The following is a 22,114-nucleotide window of genomic DNA, read 5'->3' on the forward strand; positions in this document are numbered from 1 at the left end:
TTTTATAGATGTTTAAAAGTATAAACGATTGTGAACCTTTTAAAATCATAAATTTTAGAAACAGCATGATGTGATTTTCTTGAGATTTCAAATCCAAAAGCAGAATTATTAATTGGGCTAACTACTTTCGCCATATCTTTTGAATCAGAGGAATTGAATAAAAGTAAATAACCTCCGTGTTCTTCTTTCCATTCCGGATTAATATGAAGTACTAGTCTGTGAGTTTCTTCATCATTAATAAAATCATTATGTACACCAATATGTTGAGAGTTTACTAATTTATGTGCTACCACATCAACAAGTTCAAATCCTTTTACGTTAAATGATTTAGTAAATTGATTTTCAATATTATTTAAAAAATCTCGTTCAATTATGCATTTTAAATCTTCTGGCAGCTTTACATTCAATAAACTAAATTCATACTGTTCATAAAAATCTGTTTCAACTAAATTCCAATCTGCTGTTAATTGAAACCACTCATATATTTTTACTTCTAATTGATTATTAAGAACCGATGTTGCAGAAAAATGTGGAAAAGGTATTTCTTGAGCTACTGCTGAAGAAAGATTTAAATTTTCTTGATTATGCATATGCTTTGGTAAATTGCGCGACAGTTTCACGCAAATTTTTAATTAAAAAAAGTTGATCAGAACAATAAACAGAAGGGTTATCAAAACCATTTTCATTACTCCATCGATTTAGAATCATTCCACCACCACAAATGTGAAGTTCAGGGCAACTTAAGCATTTAGAATTAGTTGGCCTTTGCATTTTGCGATAAGCATCAAACTCATCCGATTTTAAAAAGTCACCTAATTTTATCTGTTTAATATTAAAACTATCTAGAAATTTGTCGGCACCATTAAAAGTACTTTTTAAGGTATCGTTTTTCATGATTGTACCATCTGTATCAATAATAACAATGGCAAAATCAGTAATACCCAAACCTTCTTTTGTAACGACTCCTCCAAGCAATACTTTTAGCATATCATCCAAAACTCTTATCTGAATAGGATTTGAATCAGCTAAATAAGTTTGAAGCAATTCAACCATCCATTCACCATATTCAGTTGAATCTTGGGATAATTTGTTAAGAGGTAACTTAGAATGATTACCATCTTTATAGAGAAAATCAACACTTGGAGCTGATAGCGTTTTGAAAAAATTATAAACCTCTGACGCACTCGAAAGAGGATCTATAACTGCTAATAATCCGGCATTCAAAAATTGAGAATTAGGATGGTTTACTAATATATCAAAACCCTTTAAAACTTCATTAAATGTTCCGGATTCTTTATGATCGACTCTGTATTTATTATGAACATGTTCCGGACCGTCAATGCTTACAGCAACACTTGCACTATATTGAGAACAAATATCTAAAATTGCATTAGAAATTAAAATTCCATTCGTCTGTATACTGATTGGATAATGTACAGGAAGAACTTTTCGCAAATTTTCTAGTAAATGCGATAGTTTTTTGGTTCCAAGTAAAAAAGGTTCTCCACCATGCAAAACAACACTGAAACACTTTTTTTGGTTTTCTACTAACTCTTTAAGTGATTCACATAGGGCATCAATTGTTTCGTCACACATGAATTTTGATAAATTTTTCCAATTATCATCACCCATATTATAAACATAGCAATAACTGCAATTAATATTGCATCTACTAGCTACTTTTACAAGAACAGTATCAAGACCTTCAATGATATTTTTATCTTCCACGGTTGTGGCGGTTATGGGCACGATCGTAAGCAAACATGTTGTTTGCAGTGTCATTCTTTACTTCCTCCATTAACCTTTGTAAAACTGAGTTTGGCATTTGGTGTGCGTCAACAATAATTTCTTCTGTTTGTGCCGCAACTTCAATTGCTACACCCTCTAAATCTGAATGATTAATATGTTCCATAGTATCGATTTTATTAAGCAAAGATATATAAAAAAATAGCGATAAAATAAATAAAAGATAATGTATTGATATTCAATGAATTGTATTTGTTTTGTATTTAAATTAAATAAGAGTTTTTAGATATTTTTTTTTGTTTTTTTATGTTTTAATGCTTTGTTTTTCAGTTGTTTGACTTGTGTTTTTTTATTTTAAAGTTTATTCTTTTAAAATAAGAAATAGAAATAAAAAAAACTATAAATTAAATATAAAAAAAGATTTAGAATCAACATTCTAGAGTAGTTTATGGGAGTGATTACAAATTTCCAAAATTATAATAAAAAACAGGTATTTATTCTCTTATCTATCAAAAAGATTAATTTGCCAACTAAAAAAAGATGCTGTTACGGAAAACCGTAAAATAAAGCAAAAGTGGTTTTGTATGTTTGGAATTAAATATTGATCAATCCATAACGCTTTTGAAAATAAATGAGTTAGAACATTTTATAAGAATAGAATAGTTACCGGTATTGTAACAAAGAGAAACACAAATAGAGATAATGCAAACAGGGAAATCAACAGTAAAAACAATTTTTGACGGGACTCGAATTTTTAACGTTCCAATTTATCAACGTTCCTATTCCTGGAACAAAGAAAACTTACAAGAATTCCTTACCGACCTTGTTAACCAATATAAAGACAGAAAATATTTCTTAGGATCTTTCTTATTTCATATCAATGGAACACGTGATGAATTTACAGTAATTGATATAGTCGATGGACAGCAGCGATTAACAACTTTTATAATTTTTATTCAGGCACTTTTAAAAAAATTGGTTGAAAAAAACTCCTTATTAGTTTCTCAAAGAACTCAAAGGATTTTTATAAAAGATGAAGATGTTTACAAGCTAGAATTATCCAATGAAGACACATCTTTTTTACATAATTATATCTTATCGGATTATGCATTAGACAAAATAAAAACCAATACACCTTCCCAATCATTATTACTTGAATCAAAAATATTTTTCACAGAGGAACTTAATAATTTAGAAATTGAAATTTTAGAAAAAATATATCAAACATCAACAGAAGCAGATGTTTTACTTTATGTAGTTGAAGAAATAAATTCTGCAACTCAAATATTTGAACTTTTAAACGATAGAGGAAAACAACTTACAGACTTAGAAGCAATCAAAAGTTTTTTGATGTATAATATTGGACTAGTGTCCAAAAATCCGAATCAATTAATAAAAAATATTCAAAGTAGTTTTGGTGAAATTTATCGTTTGATAGAACAAAATGAACTTAATGAGAAAGATATTCTTCGTTATCATACGATAGCTTTTGAAGGTTCAGACGAAGATGCCAAGAAATATATCAAAACAAAAGTTCAATACTTAATGAAAACAGAACCTTCTGAAATGGTTATAAAGACTATTACAGATTATGCTATTAAACTAAAAGAAAGTTTTGAAATTTTTGTTGAAATTCAACAATTGAAACCAGTTAATTTTGAACTAAGTAAACTTTTTATGATCGGAAGAATTGCTCCATTTTACCCTATTTTAATGAGAGTAAGAAAAGATGATAAACACCTGTTTGACGATTTACTTAAAAATATCAATAGCTTTACTTTTAGAGCTTCATTGATAGGACTTAGGAGTAATGCAGAAAGTCAAATAAATAATTCACTTCGAAACAACACCCTTTCAGACATTGTAAACTTAACAAAAACAATTACTGTTGATAATTGGTGGAACATTAATGAAAGAGCTAAAGAAACCCTTACTAGTAAATATATTTATCAATCATTGGGAAATAATATTTTAAAATTTATATTGTTTAGCTATGAAAATAGTTTAAGACAAAAGAAAGGTTTCCCCTTACTTGGTTATAATGAATATTTCACAGAGAATGAAAGAGAGAAATTAAACATCGAACATATTACCGCTCAAAAAGCGAAAGGTCTACAATTTGACATTGACTTTGAAGAGAACTATTTACACAATATAGGTAATTTAGTAATTGACTGTAAGGCATCTAATTCAAGCAAAGGCAGCAGAAATACTGAGGACAAAATGAATGCTTATCAAGCAGCACCTATTATGTCTCAAAACGAATTAGACAATATTAACTGCAATTGGCAGGATTTAGTCAGTGTAAAGCTGTATATAAACAATAGAGAGGCAATATTGAAAAATTTTATAAAAGAGCAGTTCGGCTTAGCATAAAAAAGAACAACTAAAAAACCAAAAAAAATGACACAAGATAACTTTATCAAAGCGTAATTGGATCTACCACAGATTAAAGCATTATTTGATAAAAGTAAATAAATCAATAAGTAAAAGATTGCATCCCAATATATATAAGTAAATAATAATGAGAAATTCAGATAATAATTATAATACAAACTTAGCATCTGAATATTTTGTTATGAGCTTGATGTGCCGCGCTGGAAAAGAAGCATATTTATCTTTAGGAAATAAAAAAGGGGTTGATGTAATTGTAAAGACTTTAAAAGGATCAATGTGTATCGTTGAAGTTAAAGGTGTTAATAAAAGAAATGATTGGTTAATTAATAATTTAGGTAAATTTGAAGTTGCGCCAAATCTTATTTATGCTTTGGTTTGCTATCATGGAAAAATTGAAGATTTAACATCAACGCCTGATTTTTGGATTATTCCTTCTTTGAAATTAGCAGAAGTAAGTGAACATAAAATTTCTAAAAATGAAAGAACTGTTTATATTTCAAATAAATATATAAGAGATAATTATGATGAGTATAAGAATTCGCTAAAACATCTTGAAAATTATCTCAGTTCTTTCTAAGTAATTATTACTAATATTATGGATTCTACCAAAGAATCCAAGCATTTATAAAGATGGTAAATCCTGATTATTTTAAATAAACTTATTTATGTTATGATAAAAAAAACAATTGAAGATGAAGCAAGTCTTTTTCTAAGTTATGACGCATTTTTAAGATCATTTAAGCGGAATGTTGATACACCTCATTCATTTTTGTTAGGTGCAGGAGCGTCAATTACTTCAGGTATTCAGTCTGCATATGATTGTATTTGGGAATGGAAAAAAGATATATATTTATCAAAACATTTAAATGCTTCAGAATTTTATAAGAGTCATAAAAATGAATCTGTTCGAACTAGTATCCAGAAATGGTTAGATAATGAAGGTATCTATCCAGTTTTGGATTCTTCTGAAGAATACAGTTTTTATGCGCAAATGGCTTATCCAATAGCTGATGATCGAAGAAAATATTTTCACAGTCTATTTGAAAATAAGGAACCTTATATAGGTTATAAAGCATTATGTTTACTTGCTAAAAATGACATAATTAAATCAGTTTGGACAACAAATTTTGATGGACTTACAGTTAGAACAGCTTTTCAAAGTAATTTAACTCCAATTGAGATTACCTTAGATAATGTTGATAGACTCTTTCGCAACCAAAGTAAAAGAGAGCTTCTTTCAATTGCGCTCCATGGTGATTATAAATACAGCACACTTAAAAATACAGAGAAAGAACTGGATTCTCAAGATAGTAATTTTTCTGAGCATCTTGGAAATTATCATGTTGATAAAAATCTAATTGTGATTGGATATAGCGGTAGGGATAAATCTTTAATGAAATCTTTAAATGATGCATTCACTAAACAAGGAACAGGAAGACTTTATTGGTGTGGTTATGGGGATAAGATTAATAAAGAAGTTGAGGAACTTATAAGAAATGTACGAACCACGGGACGAGAAGCATTTTATATATCAACTGATGGATTTGATAAAACTCTCATTGATTTATCAAAATCTGCATTAGAAGATAATTCAATATCATTAGAATCACTTAATTCTATTTTAAAATTGGCTAATAATGAGGAATTATCTAAAATTGAATTTAGCCAGTCTATAACCAGAACCGATAAATATTTAAAAAGTAATTTACATGCTATTGTGTTTCCAAAAGAAATATTTCAATTTGAAGTGGAATTCGGAGATAATAAACCTTGGTCATTTTTAAAGGATAAAACTAATAATACTGATATCTGTGCAATACCTTTTAAAAGAAAAGTTTATGCGCTAGGCACATTATCTGGTATATCAAGTGTGTTTAAAAATGTATTAAAAAGTGAAATTAGAAGAGTTCCTATTTCAAAGTTTGATATTGATAATGTTAGTTCATTTAGGTCTTTAATGATTCAAACCGTTATTAAGCATTTTTTAAGTTATGGAATATTTGATTCAAATTTAAAAGATAAGATTTGGCTTATAAATAGTGATAATTCATCTGGAGATAAAAAAATACATAAGGCAATATATCTGTCGTTTTATTTTGATAAGAGTTCTAAATTTGGTTATATATCTTTTAGCCCTTCGATACATATAACAAGTGAAAATGAAATTTCAAAGGAGGTAAAACAACGAATTAGTAAAGAAATTTTAGAGAAATTACGTAACGATAAATTTGATGAAATTTTAGAATATTGGAATACAATTTTGTTTAATTATAAAAACCTAAAATTCGAATATCCATTAAACTCAGGAACTGGTTTTGAATTTCAAATTTCTAGAAATACTGCCTTTGCTGAGATAATGGTTTTAGATCCTAATTATAGAGTTTATAAACCTTCTGATTATAATAATAAATTAACTCAGTTTAGGGGTGTTCAATATTTGGAACCTCAATTAATATTTCAAAATAGTTTGTCAAATTCTCATACTAAAGATTATCATCCTATGCGTGCTCTGACAAATAATCGACCTTATGATAATAACTTGAATGGAATTGTTTATTCTAATGAGGTCAATCTGGCTGTCATTTGTGGTAAAAATTATTCAAAAAATTTGTATGATTTTTTAAATCAACTAAATCTAAAACAACCTACGGATAATATAAATCCAGATTTTTTGATTGAATATCCTGGTTTTGCTTCGGCATATAACCTCCCAATAAATATTCCCTATTATGAAGATGCCGATAAATGGATAAATATTGAATTAGAGAAATCTAATAAGAGTGATAGTGAAAATGCAATCATTGTGGCGAGACTAATAACCTCAAAAATTGAGCAAATTATTAATATTCAGAGTCAACATACAATTGTAATTTTCATACCAAAGGAATGGCAGGCATTTGAAAGTTTTCAAGAAAACGGAGAGGATTTTGATTTGCATGATTATATAAAAGCTTTTTCAGCTTCTAAAGGTGTTTCTACCCAATTAATTAGAGAGGAAACCTTAAGTGATAGATTAAAGTGTCAAGTATATTGGTGGTTATCATTATCTTTTTATGTAAAATCATTAAGAACACCATGGGTTTTAAACAATCCAGAAAAGAATACGGCATATGCAGGAATCGGTTATAGTATTAAAAAGAATTCAAATGATACTGAAGTTGTAATCGGTTGTAGTCATATTTACGACTCCAATGGTCAAGGGTTAAAATATAAATTATCAAAAGTTGATAATTATATTTTAGATAAACAATCAAATCCGTTTATGTCTTATAATGATGCATTTCAATTTGGAGTTTCAATTAGAGAACTTTTCTATAATTCATTAGATAGATTGCCTGAAAGAGTTGTAATACATAAAAGGACAAAATTCACAAATGATGAGATTAAGGGGATTACTGGTAGTCTAAATATGGCAGGTATCACAAAAATTGATTTAATAGAAATTAACTACGAAACTGAAGCTCGTTTTTTATCAATGAATGTGTTTAATGGTTTACTAAGTATAGATAAATTTCCAATATCGAGAGGAACGTGTATAATTACAAATAAATATGAAGCCCTATTATGGACTCATGGAATTGTGCCTTCTGTCAAAAATCCAATTCATAAATATTACTTAGGGGGAAGGAGTATTCCGGCACCTATCAAAATTACAAGACATTACGGAGAATCAGATTTGAACACGATTGCAATTGAGATTTTAGGACTAACAAAAATGAATTGGAATTCGTTTGATTTATATTCGAAATTGCCAGCTACTATTAATTCGTCGAATCAGATTGCTCGTATTGGAAAATTACTTGCAAGATTTGAGGGTAAAACATATGACTATAGGCTGTTTATTTAGAATCTTAAAATGTTTGTTATAGATCAAATTAGCAAAGAAGGTTGTCACTTACTCGTCACAATTTCTACTTACAATATTTTTGGCAATGACCTCAATATTTTTTTTGCCACCTGGGAAACTAGTTCTTAATAACTTCAAAACACTGTACTTTGTCGTAGTTATATCGACCTAAACTTTGTTACTATTTTTTAGTTATGTTCCCTAGTATTGAGCAAAAAATTGGGGAAATATACTTCCTTCTAAGGACAAGTACTACTGCTACTTAAATTTGAATCATTTCTGCATTTAAATTACATTTTTATGAATTTTAAAAGGTGTGATTATGGAGAAAGATATTGACTATAGTAATTCAAAGTTAACCGCGGAAAAAGCTTTACAAATGCTAAAGTCTGAGGGAATAGATGTAACTATTGAACAAGCAGAGGAAATCTTGTATTTCTTAAGAATAATTGCTAATATCGCTGTGTTGAAATATTTAAACAAAAGAAAATGAGCAAGATAGCAGACTTGTATATTAGAGTGAGTACCGATGAGCAGGCAGAAAAAGGCTTCTCGCAGCGTAATCAGGAAGAGATGTTAAGAAAATATTGCAGTATAAATCAGATACAGATACGAAATGTAATATGTGAAGATCATTCGGCCAAGACCTTCAATAGGCCTCAATGGAAAAAATTCCTTGCTGATCTGAAAAAATATAAAAATAGAATCAACATGGTTCTTTTTATGAAGTGGGACAGGTTCAGCCGTAATGCTGGAGATGCTTACCAAATGATTAATCAATTGCGAAAATTAGGGGTCGAACCACAGGCAATAGAACAGCCGCTTGATCTAAGCGTGCCGGAAAATAAAATGATGCTTGCATTTTATCTGGCCGCGCCGGAAGTTGAAAATGACCGTCGGGCTTTAAATACTTTTCAAGGGCTTAGACGAGGCAAGAAGGAGGGAAGGCATATGGGGATGGCGCCTTATGGATATGCAAATAAAATTACTGAGGATGGAAAGAAATATATTGCGATTGTACCGGAGAAAGCTGTAAAACTTATCTGGATATTCGAACAGGTCGCAAGAAATGTCTTCAGTACTGAATCTATTTATCAGATGGCAAAAGATAAAGGGCTGGTGCTGTCTAAGAGCAACTTGTGGGTAATTTTAAGAAATCCGCTCTACTGCGGAAAAATAGTTGTTCCTAAATACAAAGATGAAGAGGAAAAATGGGTTTCGGGACAACACGAGGCGATTATCAGTGAGGGGTTGTTTTACAGAGTTCAGGACGTCCTTGACAGCAAAGCGCGGACATACAGACCGAAAATTAAGACTGTTGAGAATTTTCCTTTGCGAGGTTTTTTTCTCTGTCCAAAGTGTGGACAGAAGCTAACAGGCAGCAAATGTAAAGGGAGGAGTAAATATTACTACTATTATCACTGTGATAAAGTTTGCAAATGGAGAATAAACTCAGAAGTAGCCAATAAAATATTTAAAGAACACTTAAATAAATTTAAACCTTTAGTAGAGGTAAAGAAACTATATACTGCAGTGTTGCTTGAAGGTTATAGAGAGCATACCGGAGTAATAGCTGGTGAAAAAAAGAAGTCCCTTGAGCAGATCGCGGTTTATGAAAAGAAATTAGCAGTGGCAAGAAATTTATTAGTTACTGAGAAAATCGATGCTGATGATTATAATCTAATGAAAATTGAATACAATGCAGTTATCAGTAAGCTGGAAAAAGACATTGGAAATGTAGAAGACGATAGGGCAAGTATAGAGCATCTAACGACGACAGGATTGGAAAACCTTTTAAAGTTAGGTGAGGCCTTTGATAGTGGGACTTTAGCCGATTGTAGAGAATTAATTGGTTTAATTTTTCCCGAAAATTTCACATTTGAAGAAAAGAAAATCCGCACCGCACGAATCAATGAAATGGTCAATTGTATCTATTTGGTAAACAATAGATTACGAGCAAAAAAAAACGGGACAAAAGATGATATTTTTCTTTTGTCCCGAGTAGTGACCTCGACTGGATTCAAACCAGTAACCTTCTGAGCCGTAATCAGATGCGCTATTCAGTTGCGCCACGAGGCCTTTTTGCTTGGTTCAGCTAATTTTCGTAGCTTTGTTGAACGCTGTTTGCGGGTGCAAATATAGAGATAAATGTGAGATAAACAAGCAAAAAAATACAGAAAAATAAAAAAAAATGAAGATTGAAAATTATATACGTGATATTCAGGACTTTCCTAAAGAAGGAATTTTATTTAAAGATATCACTCCGCTCTTAAATGACGTTGAAGCAAGGCAAGAATGCTTATCTATTTTGGTAAATTCTTTAAAAGGACAGAAAATTGATAAAGTAGTAGGGGCAGAAAGTCGTGGTTTTTTCTTCGGAATGTTATTGGCGCAAGAACTAAATGCAGGATTTATTCCGGTAAGGAAACCTAAAAAGCTGCCTTATGAAACTATTTCAGCTTCATACGCATTAGAATACGGAACAGACAGCCTGGAAATGCATACAGATGCCATTCAAAAAGGAGACCGCGTATTAATTCACGATGATGTTCTGGCAACTGGCGGAACTGCAAAAGCAGTCTGTGAACTGGTTGAAAAGTTAGGTGGTGAAATTGTACAATGTAATTTTTTAATGGAACTGACTTTCCTTAACGGAAGAGAAAAAATCAAAGAGTTTCCAGTTTTTGCCGCGCTTTCTTATTAATTAAACAAACTCGTTGGTTATATAATTAATAAAAAATCATTTAACACATAGAAACATAAGTTTTAAATGCGTTAAAAGAATATAAAAAGAAACATGTTTCTAAAACATAGCTGTCTCTGTGTGTTTAAAATGAGTGAAATGCCTTTTTTCTGAGTGCTAAATCTATGTTTCTATGTGTTAAAATAACTACGCCCAAAAAGTTTAAACAAAAACAATTTTATGTTTAACAGCGTACAAAACTAAACCTATTCTCGTTTTTATCTCTAACTTATCAAATAAAGATTCCCTGTAACCGTCAATGGTTTTAGGGCTTAAACACATTTCTGAGGCGATTTCTTTATAAGTCATCTCTGTGCAGGCATGTTTTATAAAAACCAGCTCTTTTTCCTTTAAACTGATTTTTTTATTATCGCTGTTGACTTTGTTAACGAGCATTGCTGAAACTGATTCGGTAAAATAATAGCCTTTTTCGATAACACATTCAATAGCTTCTTTAAAAATTTCGGGTGATGTATCTTTTAATAAATAACCTTTTGCACCGTTTGTAATCATTTTTATAATGATTTCTTCATCGTCGTTTACAGAAAGTGCAATTACTTTTAAATCAGGTCTGTTTTCCTTAACCCATTTCATGGTGCTTAAACCGTCTAAAACGGGCATATTAACATCTAATAATACCAAATCGATATTAGTATCCGGATTTTCCTGAAGGTAGGAAATAAACAACTTTCCGTTTTCAAATCGCTCGATAACATCGTAATCTCCAAAACTTTTAATTAAAAGTTCTAATGATTGGGAAAAAAGCTGATGATCGTCGACAATAATAATTTTACTTTTAGTATTCGGTTTCATTGGTTGTGGTTAAAGGGTATTCTAAAGTTACGGTTGTTCCTGATGAATCTGATTCCATGATTAATTGAGCTCCAATAAGTTTAGCCCGAAGTTTCATGTTAGTTAATCCTTGTCCGGAATTTGCTTTAAGAGGATCATAGCCAATTCCGAAATCCTTTAATTTTAATTGAAAAAGGTCTTCAGTTGTTACAATATTTACCTCATATAAATCGCTGTGGGAATGTTTTAAACTATTGTGTAAAGCTTCCTGAAAAATTCTGTAAATGAATAAATCGTGTTCTTCACTTATATTGGGAATTTCTCCAGTTAAATTATATCGGTACTGAATTTTTCTAAGTTTTTTTATACGTATTAAATCCTGTTTTATAGCTTCAATAAAGTTGCTTTGCAGTAAATTATCTTTACTAATAATGCGAGATAAAATCCTGAGTTCGTCAAGTGCTTTTGCAAGTACATTTTTAAGATCTTTTAATTCTTCTACCTGAATACTTTTACTGCTTATAGACATATTAAGCTGCATGATTCCAACAGATATAATCTGGCCAATATTATCATGAAGTTCTTTACTGATTTCAGAAAGTGTCTGATCTTTAATTTCGATGCGGGTTTTTACCAATTCCGATTGGAAATACATCTCAGATTCCATTTTTTCGACCAGATAGCTGTTCTTCTTCTTTAAAAAATAAAAGAAAAGTACAAGTACAACGGCCAGTAAAGTAAAAAAAACAATACCTAATGAAATTACTAATAGTTGTATTTCTTTTCGCTCCATAAAAAACCTATAATATAACAACTATGTGCTAAAAAATTTAAGATGAACAATACTAAACTAAATACCGATTCGTCTTGTTTGATAAGAAACCAATTGATGGCTAACATAAAAGGCGTAAAAGGAACGTGGAAAACCAATATTCCTAAAATGTACCAGAAAAAAACAGATCGTTTGAAATTTAAAATTTTGTCTGAATTAAAAATCTCCACCAAATATAAGCAGGATAATATTAATACTAACATTACACCTATGGCAAAACTGTATGTAAAGGAGCGATTTGTATCTTCTTTAAAATAAATAATATTTAAAAAGAAGGAAACAATAAACAGAATTAAAAAGTAAACTGCCGTCATTCTGTAATTTATCTTCGACAAAAGACTTCGGAGCAGTAGTATATAGGCAGAAAAGCTGACAAACATATAGAAATTATAGACATAATAATTTAATAAGCCTGTCAAATAGGTAAAATAGTATCCCACTAATTCTATTAGTGCAGAAAAAAAGATTAAAATTACTAAAAATTTAGCTTTATTACCAGGTAATTTATGCATTGAAATTAATCCGATGCCTCCTGATAATAAAGCTAAATAAATGATATACGATCTTAAAAATTCAAACATATTTTTTATTAATAGATTAAGCTTGGCGGTCTGCCGATATTACCGTAATTCATGGGGTCAAGACTTTGAATATCAGCTGGAGCTGATTCTTGCACCATGGCAAAGCTTTGAACTTTTGCGGTATTATCTTCAACTTTTTTTCCTGTTGGAACCAAGAATAGGGTTGTTAATCCGGCTTTTTCGCCGTGTTGTTCATCATCTGGATATACACCAAAATAAAAACGTATTCCATCTACGTTATATCCGTCTTGTGCGCCATGGGTTTTAATATAGTGTATATAACTTTCTAAAGCTTCTAATGAATACCAAACAGCATTTGCATCTTCTTTCTTAGCGCGTTTACCAGTTAAGGAAGCCGCTTTTTTAGCATTGTAGTTAACATTTAATTGTTTTGCAAATTCTTTCGATATTAACTGATTCGGTTTTGCGGGAGGATTTTTCATTGTTTTTTTAATTTAATTGGTTACTGGTTTAGTTTACTGTTTTTTTAATTGTAGACGACAAAATTATTTGATGCCTAAAAACAACGCAAGGGGAAAAACACCCTTTTTTTACAGGTAAAATTATCTAAAAAAACGGGTTAAAATACGGCTTAATACTATTTTGTAATTAAATAATTTTACGATGTCAATTTTTAGGAATAAGAACAGATGCTAAAAGCACATAAACAACAGTAAAGAAAATCCTTTTAGCAGAAAAAGACACAATGAAAACTTATAATTAAAAATACATAATTAACAATTAAGATTTTAGGATCAAATTTGAAATAGATATTTTATTAGTTAGTGTTTTTGTTTTTTGGTGTTTAAGGTTTCAGGCTCGGCAGCTTGTGAATTTACCTCAAAGTCCGCAAAGGATTGCGTAAAGAAAGAAATGTTTTGAAGATGTGGGTCAACAAAAACATTCAGACACTTTGTGAAATTCTTTGCGAATTTTATGGCAATACAATACTCAGGCAGCCCCTGAAACCTGAAACTTGAAACAAAAAAACTTGAAACAAAAAGAAAAACCCGACAAGTATAATACCTGTCGGGTTTGTTATTTAATAACTTTAAGACTTTATCTCAAGCTTGCGCCAAGTTCAGTTTCAAAAGTCTGTTGTAATTTAGACATGATTTTATCAATCTGAGCGTCAGTAAGCGTTTTTGTATTATCCTGGATTGTAAAACTTAAAGCATACGATTTTTTACCTTCCGGAAGTTTATCTCCCTGATATACATCAAATAAATTAATGTCTTTTAAAAGCACTTTCTCCGTTTGTCTCGCCAGGTTAAAAATGCTTTCGTAAGTCGTTTTTTCATCGATTAATAAAGCTAAATCCCTGCGAACTTCAGGATATTTAGGAATCTCCGTATACTTGATTTTTCCTGTAATGATTTTTAAAATCAAATCCCAGTTGAAATCAGCATAATAAACATCTTGTTTGATTCCGAAATGTTTTAAAATCGATTTCTTCACGACTCCCATTTCAACCAATGTATCATTGTTGTAGCAAATAGAAGTTCCTTCTGAGAAAACATCAGACTGAACCGGAGCATTCGAAATTTTTTCAATTCCCAAACGAGCCAAAATACCTTTTGCATACCCTTTCAATAAGAAGAAATCAGTTCCTTTTTGCGGCGTTGTCCAGCTTTCTTTATTTCTGTTTCCAGAAATAGATAAAGTTAAATGTTTGTGCTCTTCGTAACCGTTTAGGTATTTGTGATAAGATTTTCCGAATTCAAATAATTTTAAATCAGAATTTCTTCTGTTGATATTGTATGAAATCGCTTCAAGGGCAGAAAACAACAACGACTGACGCATTGTTGATAAATCACTGCTTAAAGGATTTAACATCGTAACATTATGTTCTTCTTTTAAAACAGTCGATAATTTAGCATACGCGGCTGTTGTTAAAGAGTTTGCCATCATTTCGTGAAAACCTTGAGAGTTTAATTGAGAAGCGATAACATTTTGCACTTTATAATCTTCTGTTCTTGGAGAATTAGCTACCGTTGCATTGAATTTTTTTGAAAACTCAATATTGTTGTAACCGTAAACTCTTAGAATTTCTTCGATAACATCAATTTCTCTTTGTACGTCTACACGATACGCAGGAATAGTTAAACCTAAACCAGTATCAGAAACGCTGTTTACTTTAATATCTAAAGAAACCAGGATTTTTTTGATGGTATCTTTTGGAATTTCCTGCCCGATGATTTTAGAAACGTGGCTGAAATTCAATAAAACTGAAAAATCTTCTACTTTTTTAGGATAAACTTCTACAACATCAGATGTGATTTTTCCACCTGCAACTTCCTGAATTAAGATAGCCGCACGTTTTAAAGCATATTCTGTAATAGTTGGGTCAATTCCTCTTTCAAATCTAAAAGAAGCATCGGTATTCAATTGATGTCTTTTTGCTGTTTTACGAACGCTTACAGCATCAAAATAAGCACTTTCTAAGAAAATAGAAGTTGTTCCGTCTGTAACGCCCGATTTTTTTCCTCCAAAAACACCTGCAATACAAAGCGGGCCTTTTTCATCACAAATCATTAAATCCTCAGCATGCAATGTTCTTTCAACATCATCAAGAGTGGTAAATTTTGTTCCTTCAGGCAATGTTTTTACAATTACTTTTCCGGTAATTTTTGCAGCATCAAAAGCATGAAGCGGCTGTCCTAACTCATGTAAAACATAATTAGTAACATCGACAATATTATTTTTTGGCGTTAAACCAATCGCTTTTAAACGATCCTGAAGCCATTTTGGAGATTCATGAACGGTAATTCCAGAAATTGTTACACCACAATATCTTGGTGCTAAAGCTGGTTCTTCAACATTAACATCGATTTTAAGTGTACGCATATCCACTCTAAAATTGCTTACAGATGGTGTAATCAATTCAACATTTACGCCTCTTTGAAGCATTCCGGCTCTTAAATCCCGCGCTGTTCCATAGTGGCTCATTGCATCGGCACGGTTTGGTGTTAAACCAATTTCGAAAACTTCATCATCTGCAATTTGAAAAACTTCAGAAGCTTTAGTCCCCGGAACCAGATTTTCATCCAGAACCATAATTCCGTCGTGACCATTCCCAAGACCTAATTCATCTTCGGCACAAATCATTCCGTGGCTTTCCTGTCCGCGAATTTTACCTTTTTTAATAGTAAATTCAACGCCATCTTTATCATATAAAACGGTTCCAATAGTTGCAACAGGAACTTTTTGTCCCGCAGCCACATTTGCAGCACCGCATACAATTTGTACAGGAGCTTCTAAACCAATATTTACTGTAGTAACTTTTAATCGGTCTGCATCAGGATGTTTTTCGCAAGTAAGTACATGACCTACAACAACGCCTTCTAACCCGCCTTTAATAGACTGGTATTTCTCAACAACTTCAACTTCAAGACCCAGATCTGTCAATAATTCAGAAGTTTGCTCAGATGTCCAATCCGTTTTAATGAATTGTTTTAACCAGTTATAAGATATTTTCATGTTAGTTTTATTCTTTTATCAGGATACAAATATAAGGATTGAGAATTGTAGTAAGAAAGAATTTATTTGGTTTTTCTGCCTTAAAACGTTTGGTAAACTCAAAATTGTACGTTATTCTTTTGATTTTTAGCTTCTTTAAATCAATTCTTCAATATGTTTTTTGATGTTTTCAGAAATCTTTTTTGTTGGAAGATCATTTTCATCATCTCCAAACGGATCTTCGATTTCCTCGGCAATAAGCTCCAAACTCGCCAAAACATAAAATATAAAAACGACAACCGGCGCTACAAAATATCCCAAACTAATAGAATACCCAAACGGAAGCGTCATGGTATAAAAGAAGATAAATTTCTTGATAAAAGCGCTGTAAGAGTAGGGAATAGGCGTATTTTTGATGCGCTCGCACGCACCGCAGATATCTGTAAACGACTGCAATTCGTCATTTAAAATGATTAATTGATCGCCTGTGATTTTCTTTGCATCATACAAATCATTGATTTTATGATACATGATTCTTTTAAGCTGATTGGGCTTGTGTTTATGATGGTCAATTTCTAAATCAACATCTTCAAAAAGCTGTTTACTGGTATCAGCATCTTTTAAATGTTTGTGCAGAATATCAGCATACAACGGGATAAATTTTCTAAAGAAACTCCTGTCGTTTTCGTCTTTTAAAATTGCAGACAATTTAATAGCCAGATTACGGCTGCTGTTTACCAAACCTCCCCAAAGTTTACGTCCTTCCCACCAGCGGTCATAAGCGGTATTTGTTCTAAAAACCAGCAATAACGAAATGACAAAACCAAGCATTCCGTGCATAATAGGAATGTTGTGGATATAATCATTTTTGCCAACTTTAAAATATTCAACTTCCAGATATCCAACGGCTGCGGCATAAGCACCAATCGCAAGCATGATTGGAAATAGTTTTCTAACGGTATCTGATTTATGAAAATGGAATATGAACGTAAACCATTCTTTGGTATTATAAGAGATCATCTAAATTTTGTTTTGAAACAAATTTAAACTAAAAAATCACCTAATTTGTTGTAATTTGAAAAAAAATCTGCTGAATCTGCTGTATCTGCGAGCTGATTTTTTTTTCCGCAGATTTAGGAGATTAGCAGATGAAGATGAGTTCAAACTAATGCTTTGTATTTTATAGGTAAGTGGTTCTAGTTCTCTTAATTATTAGTTGAAAAATTAAAAATTAATATTTCCTGCTAATTCTTTTAAGGCAATTTCAGATAATTTTGCTTCGTATTGTGCATTGCTGTAACGAACTTTTGCGTTTACATAATTGAGCTGAGCCGTTCTGAAATCAATGGTTGTGATAGTTCCAATTCTGAATTTATCTAAAGTAATTTCTAAATTTTGTCTGGCGATTGCTTCGTTATTTTCTTCTAAATCAATAAGTTCTAAATTGGTTAAATACGTTTGAAAAGCAGTGCTTAATTGCGTGTTTAAAATCATATTTTGCTGATCGATTGCAATTTGAGAATTTTCGATTTGAAGCTTGGCTACTTTTTCATTTCGATGCTGATTAAATCCGTCAAAAATATTCATCGAAGCATTAAAACCATAGGTAAAACCTCTTGAAGAGTTTTCACTTGTAAATCCTAAACTCGACTGACTTTCGGCAAAATTATAACCAGAAGTTAAATTTACAGTTGGATATCTGCTTGCTTTTACTTGTTTCAGCTGTAATTCGGCAATACGTTTATTGATAATTTGCGATTCCAGAGCCGGATTTTGTTTTTGTGCCAAATTCATTAAATCGGCCAAAACCAGTTTTTCATCAACAGTAACAACATCAGTTACTTTGAAATTAATTTTAGGATCACGCGCTAAATATTGGTTCAATAATATTTTAGCATTCGCATAGGATTCTTTTTGTCTTAATAAAGTAACCTGATCTGTATTTAAATCAACCTGCGCATTTAAAACTTCTAATTTTGAAGCTTTACCAATGGTGAAACGATTTTGTGCTAATTCTACTCTTTGTTTAGAAATTACAATTGTAGTATCTAAAGCCGCTAATTGATGCTGTTGCTGAACCAAATCATAATAAGCAGCATTTACCTGACCAATTTTTACGAGAATAGTTCTTTTTAATTCAGAATCGCCTAATTTTTGAAGTTCTTTTAACTGATCGTATCTCGCAAACATTCTCATGCCGTCAAAAACTGTCCAGCCTAAACTAACTCCATACGTTAAACTGTTGTTTTTTGCATTGTTTAATGTAGTTGATGTTCCGTCCTGACGTACCTGAGTTGAGTTGGTAACACTATTGTTGTCAACAATATTAGCTGTAGCTGTTGGCAATATTCCGGCGTTTCCTACAGTAACATTTGTTTCGCTTATTGTCGAATTATTTTTGGCAATTTTAATCTCAAAATTATTCTCTAAAGCGATTTTCATTGCTTCTTCAATAGTCAAAACTTCCTGTGCATTTGTTTTAAAAATGCAAAAGAACAGAACTATTAAAGTGCAGTATATATTCTTAATATTCATATTATTTTTCTTTTGCCGCGAATTCACAAATTTTATTCGTGAATTCATGGCTAATATTATTTACTTTCTTTTTCGTATTCATCGATACGATCAAATTCAGGATAATGTTTTCTGGCTTTAGACCACATAAAATAAATTGCAGGAATCACAAAAAGAGTCAGCGCCAAAGAGAAAATAGTTCCTCCTACAATTACAACTCCCATACCAATTCTACTAGTAGAAGCTGCTCCAAGTGACATTGCAATTGGTAATGCTCCTAATGCAATCGCTAAACTCGTCATTAAAATTGGACGTAAACGTGCCTCTGATGCTTCAAGAATGGCTTCCATTTTTGGTTTGCCCTGCTCTCGTAACTGATTGGCAAATTCGACTATCAAAATACCATTTTTCGTAACCAGACCAATAAGCATTACGGTTCCAATCTGGCTGAAAATGTTCCAGGTCTGATTGAATAACCAAAGTGAAAATAAGGCACCGGCAACCGCCATTGGTACTGTTAATATGATAATAAGCGGATCGATAAAACTCTCGAATTGTGCCGCAAGAATTAAGAAAATCAATAATAAAGCTAATCCAAATGCAAAAGATGTATTCGAACTACTTTCGACAAAATCTCGCGATTCTCCACTTAAATCTGTTGTAAAACTTTCGTTTAAAACTTTGGCTTTAATTCTGTCCATTTCCTCAATACCGTCGCTGATACTTTTTCCCGGTGCTAAACCTGCAGAAACGGTTGCAGACATATAGCGATTGTTGTGGTACAATTGCGGCGGATTACTCTGCTCGACAACATTTACAACATTGTCCATTTGAATTAATTGTCCGCTTTTGTTCTTTACAAACATCGAAGTTAAATCCAGCGGTTTTGATCTGTCTTTTTGATCAAACTGGCCAATAACCTGATATTGTTTTCCGTTTTTAATGAAATATCCAAAACGCTGTCCGCTTAACGAAAGCTGTAAAGTTTGTGCAATATCAATAATAGAAATTCCTAAACTCTCTGCTTTTTCACGATCGATACTTACGTTGATTTCAGGTTTATTAAATTTTAAATTGACATCTGTTGTCGAGAAAACATCGCTTTTACCTACTTCATTCATAAAAACAGGGATTTTTTCTCTTAGTTTTTCAAAAGTTGGAGCCTGAATAATGTACTGAATCGGAAGACCTCCACGTCGGTTCACGGCAATTGTAGGCTGCTGAATTACCGATGTTTTAGCATCTGGATATTTTTTTGTCCATTTTGATAATTGATCAGCAATATCTTTTTGAGACTTGTTTCTTTCGTCTGGTTCTTTCAGCGAAAGCCTGATAAAACCGGAATTTGTTGCAGAACCTCCGGAACCTCCTGCGGTAATTACCAAGCTGACTTTTTTCTCCGGAATAGAATCATCAACCAATTTTGATATTTCCTGCATAAAACGGTTGGTATATTCATAAGAAGAGCCTTCTGGAGTGGTCATTCTCATGGTTACCGAACTTCTGTCATCATAAGGAGCAGTTTCTTTTGGGAGTATAGTAAAAAACAAATAAATCAATCCAAAACAAGCAATAAGGATAGGGAAGGAGATCCATTTTTTATCCATGAATTTGGTTAAAGACTCCGCATAACCGCTATTCATTTTTTCGAAAAATGGTTCTGTTTTAATATAGAATTTTGATTTTTTCTGTTCTCCGCCTTTCATTAAATAAGCATTTAACATTGGCGTTAAAGTCAAGGATACAAAGGCAGAAATTAATACAGCCGCACCAATAACGACCCCAAATTCCCTAAAGAGTCGGCCTACGAAACCTTCTAGGAAAATTACAGGCAAAAATACCGCCGCAAGTGTTACTGAAATAGAGATTACAGCATAGAAAATTTCATTAGAACCTTTAATAGCTGCTTCAATTGGCGACATTCCTTCTTCGACCTTTTTAAAGATATTTTCAGTTACTACAATTCCGTCATCTACAACTAATCCTGTTGCCAAAACAATGGCTAATAAAGTCAATACATTGATGGAAAACCCGAAAAGCCACATGATAAAGAAAGTAGCAATTAACGAAACGGGAATATCAATTAAAGGCCTGAACGCAATGGCCCAGTCTCTAAAGAAAAGATAAATAATAATGATTACCAGAATGATCGAAATTCCTAAAGTTTCGGCAACTTCAAGTACCGATTTTTTTACGAACAGCGTATTGTCAAGTGCAATATTTAGTTTTATATCCTTTGGAAGATCCTTTTTTAAAGCATCATATTTTTTATAGAATTCTTTCGAAATATCAAGATAATTGGCTCCTGGCATTGGTACAATGGCTAAACCAATCATTGGAAGTCCCGAAGATGTTAAAGAAGTTTCGATATTTTCAGGTCCTAGTTCGGCACCGCCCACATCGCTCAAACGAACAATTTTTTCTCCGTCTGTTCTAATGATAATGTTATTAAATTCTTCTGGTTTCGAAAGGTTTCCAATGGTTTTTACGGTCAATTCGGTATTGTTTCCAGTTAATTTTCCAGAAGGTAATTCTACGTTTTGCGCATTTAAGGCATCCCGAACATCAGCAACAGTACAGTTGTAAGCATTTAATTTTATCGGATCAATCCATAAACGCATCGCATAACGTTTTTGTCCCCAAATTTGAACCCCGCTTACTCCGGGAATAGTTTCTAAGCGCTGTGAAATTACATTTTCGGCATAATCGCTTAGTTCTAAAGAACTTCGGGTATCGCTCTGAACCGTCATCGAAATAATAGATTCACTATCTGCATCGGCTTTAGAAACCACCGGCGGCGCATCAATATCCTGTGGTAAACTTCGAACAGCCTGCGAAACTTTGTCACGAACATCATTTGCGGCTTCTTCCAGATTTTTATCCAGATTAAATTCGATGGTAATGTTACTGCTTCCCTGATTACTGGATGATGTTATGTTTCGAATTCCGTCAATTGCATTTACTGCTTTTTCAAGAGGCTCCGTAATTTGTGATTCTATAATATCAGAATTGGCTCCTGTATAATTGGTTCTAATAGAAACCTGAGCAGGATCGATGGAAGGAAATTCACGAACACCCAAAAATGTATAACCAATAAAACCGAATAATATAATTAATAGATTCAGTACAATGGTTAAAACAGGTCTTCTTATACTTGTAGTTGATAAACTCATGTTTGATTTTAGATTGTTGATTTTAGATTT

At 32.0% G+C, this 22,114-nt stretch carries 17 protein-coding genes and 1 tRNA gene; 7 read left to right on the forward strand and 11 right to left on the reverse strand.

Annotation, left to right across the window (positions count from 1 at the left end):
- Positions 1-2 precede the first annotated feature (2 nt).
- Genes yhhC through yhhA form a run of 3 tightly spaced genes read right to left on the reverse strand, consistent with a single transcriptional unit; the run spans position 3 to position 1,912 of the window.
- Complete coding sequence (yhhC, locus tag APR43_RS02115; RefSeq protein ID WP_053471381.1) at positions 3-590, reverse strand: cyclophane-containing peptide 2OG-Fe(II) oxygenase YhhC; 588 nt, start codon at positions 588-590, stop codon at positions 3-5.
- Complete coding sequence (gene yhhB, locus APR43_RS02120; protein WP_053471382.1) at positions 583-1,728, reverse strand: cyclophane-forming radical SAM/SPASM peptide maturase YhhB; 1,146 nt, start codon at positions 1,726-1,728, stop codon at positions 583-585. Before yhhB ends, yhhC begins: the two co-directional genes overlap by 8 nt.
- Positions 1,718-1,912 carry a YhhA family cyclophane-containing RiPP gene (gene yhhA, locus APR43_RS24380; protein WP_053471383.1) on the reverse strand — a complete coding sequence of 65 codons (195 nt, stop codon included), beginning with the start codon at positions 1,910-1,912 and terminating at the stop codon, positions 1,718-1,720. The genes yhhB and yhhA overlap by 11 nt, the downstream gene beginning before the upstream one ends.
- A 536-nt stretch (positions 1,913-2,448) precedes the next feature.
- Here yhhA and APR43_RS02125 point away from each other — a divergent pair.
- The 5 genes from APR43_RS02125 (at position 2,449) to APR43_RS02140 (ending at position 10,030) form a co-directional block, all read left to right on the forward strand.
- Positions 2,449-4,122 (forward strand): DUF262 domain-containing protein, encoded by a 1,674-nt coding sequence (locus tag APR43_RS02125; protein WP_053471384.1) that lies wholly within the window; start codon positions 2,449-2,451, stop codon positions 4,120-4,122.
- Positions 4,123-4,270: 148 nt separating this feature from the next.
- The gene (locus APR43_RS02130) at positions 4,271-4,720 is read left to right on the forward strand and encodes a hypothetical protein (RefSeq protein ID WP_053471385.1); all 450 of its coding nucleotides are present in this window, start codon (positions 4,271-4,273) and stop codon (positions 4,718-4,720) included.
- A gap of 93 nt (positions 4,721-4,813) precedes the next feature.
- Positions 4,814-7,990 carry an SIR2 family protein gene (locus APR43_RS02135; protein WP_053471386.1) on the forward strand — a complete coding sequence of 1,059 codons (3,177 nt, stop codon included), beginning with the start codon at positions 4,814-4,816 and terminating at the stop codon, positions 7,988-7,990.
- A gap of 322 nt (positions 7,991-8,312) precedes the next feature.
- The gene (locus APR43_RS24385) at positions 8,313-8,483 is read left to right on the forward strand and encodes a hypothetical protein (protein ID WP_165590683.1); all 171 of its coding nucleotides are present in this window, start codon (positions 8,313-8,315) and stop codon (positions 8,481-8,483) included.
- A complete protein-coding gene (locus tag APR43_RS02140) occupies positions 8,480-10,030 on the forward strand; it encodes a recombinase family protein (RefSeq protein ID WP_082356403.1) in 1,551 nt (516 codons plus the stop codon). Before APR43_RS24385 ends, APR43_RS02140 begins: the two co-directional genes overlap by 4 nt.
- Here APR43_RS02140 and APR43_RS02145 read toward each other — a convergent pair.
- Positions 9,996-10,069: transfer RNA gene (locus APR43_RS02145), tRNA-Arg, on the reverse strand. The genes APR43_RS02140 and APR43_RS02145 overlap by 35 nt on opposite strands.
- Positions 10,070-10,181: 112 nt before the next feature.
- Here APR43_RS02145 and APR43_RS02150 point away from each other — a divergent pair.
- Complete coding sequence (locus APR43_RS02150) at positions 10,182-10,694, forward strand: adenine phosphoribosyltransferase (protein WP_053471387.1); 513 nt, start codon at positions 10,182-10,184, stop codon at positions 10,692-10,694.
- A 201-nt stretch (positions 10,695-10,895) separates the two neighbouring features.
- Here the strand turns inward: APR43_RS02150 and APR43_RS02155 are convergent, their stop codons facing one another.
- Entirely contained in the window at positions 10,896-11,546 is a 651-nt protein-coding gene (locus APR43_RS02155) for a response regulator transcription factor (RefSeq protein WP_053471388.1), read from the reverse strand.
- Positions 11,530-12,318, reverse strand: coding sequence for a sensor histidine kinase (locus APR43_RS02160; protein WP_053471389.1), 789 nt, complete (start codon positions 12,316-12,318; stop codon positions 11,530-11,532). The genes APR43_RS02155 and APR43_RS02160 overlap by 17 nt, the downstream gene beginning before the upstream one ends.
- 42 nt (positions 12,319-12,360) lie before the next feature.
- Here APR43_RS02160 and APR43_RS24390 point away from each other — a divergent pair, with 42 nt between their 5' ends.
- Positions 12,361-12,615, forward strand: a complete 255-nt coding sequence (locus APR43_RS24390) for a hypothetical protein (protein WP_159439046.1) — start codon at positions 12,361-12,363, stop codon at positions 12,613-12,615.
- A 331-nt stretch (positions 12,616-12,946) separates the two neighbouring features.
- Here the strand turns inward: APR43_RS24390 and APR43_RS02170 are convergent, their stop codons facing one another.
- From APR43_RS02170 to APR43_RS02190, 5 genes are all read right to left on the reverse strand, one after another.
- Positions 12,947-13,381, reverse strand: a complete 435-nt coding sequence (locus APR43_RS02170; protein ID WP_053471391.1) for a hypothetical protein — start codon at positions 13,379-13,381, stop codon at positions 12,947-12,949.
- A 616-nt stretch (positions 13,382-13,997) separates the two neighbouring features.
- Entirely contained in the window at positions 13,998-16,418 is a 2,421-nt protein-coding gene (gene pheT, locus APR43_RS02175) for a phenylalanine--tRNA ligase subunit beta (RefSeq protein WP_053471392.1), read from the reverse strand.
- 135 nt (positions 16,419-16,553) lie between these two features.
- The gene (locus APR43_RS02180) at positions 16,554-17,417 is read right to left on the reverse strand and encodes a bestrophin family protein (protein WP_053471393.1); all 864 of its coding nucleotides are present in this window, start codon (positions 17,415-17,417) and stop codon (positions 16,554-16,556) included.
- Between the two features lie 204 nt (positions 17,418-17,621).
- Positions 17,622-18,932, reverse strand: coding sequence for a TolC family protein (locus APR43_RS02185; protein WP_053471394.1), 1,311 nt, complete (start codon positions 18,930-18,932; stop codon positions 17,622-17,624).
- Between the two features lie 56 nt (positions 18,933-18,988).
- Positions 18,989-22,084, reverse strand: a complete 3,096-nt coding sequence (locus tag APR43_RS02190; RefSeq protein ID WP_053471395.1) for an efflux RND transporter permease subunit — start codon at positions 22,082-22,084, stop codon at positions 18,989-18,991.
- Positions 22,085-22,114: the final 30 nt, after the last annotated feature.

Origin of the sequence: Flavobacterium sp. NLM (genome assembly GCF_002210235.1) — a bacterium.
Classification (GTDB): Bacteria; Bacteroidota; Bacteroidia; order Flavobacteriales; family Flavobacteriaceae; genus Flavobacterium; species Flavobacterium panici.